Here is a 352-nt window from a genome sequence, read left to right on the forward strand (position 1 = left end):
GTTGATGGTGTACCCGCGGATCGGCGAGTCCGGATTGCCCGCCACCCAGCGCCCGGCGGCGATCATCTGCGGCTTGTGGTGCTCCTCGATCGCGGTGCCGCACTCGGCGCAGGCATACCAGGCGTGCTTGGCATCGGGCGACCACACCAGGCCGCTCCAGGTCAGCACCTGGTAGTGGCCGCAGTGCGGGCAAGGCACGTGGTAGCGCCGCTGGTCGCTCTTCTCGTACAGCTTGGCGATGCGGCTCAGGCCGGCGATGCCGGGGGGGCTGATGTACTGCCGCTTGTAGGTCGTGGGGAAGGACGAGGTGCGGCCATCGAGCATCTACACCGGGTCATCGCCCGTGCTGAGC

The 352-nt window shown here is 68.5% G+C and carries 1 protein-coding gene; it reads right to left on the bottom strand.

The window, feature by feature from the left end; genetic code table 11:
- On the bottom strand, positions 1-324 hold a 324-nt coding region (locus SB773_RS30500; protein ID WP_410593947.1), incomplete at its 3' end, for a phage terminase large subunit family protein.
- Between the last annotated feature and the right edge of the window lie 28 nt (positions 325-352).

The sequence above is a fragment of the Bacillus sp. SIMBA_074 genome, from assembly GCF_046534555.1.
Lineage (GTDB): Bacteria > Bacillota > Bacilli > Bacillales > Bacillaceae_G > Bacillus_A > Bacillus_A mycoides.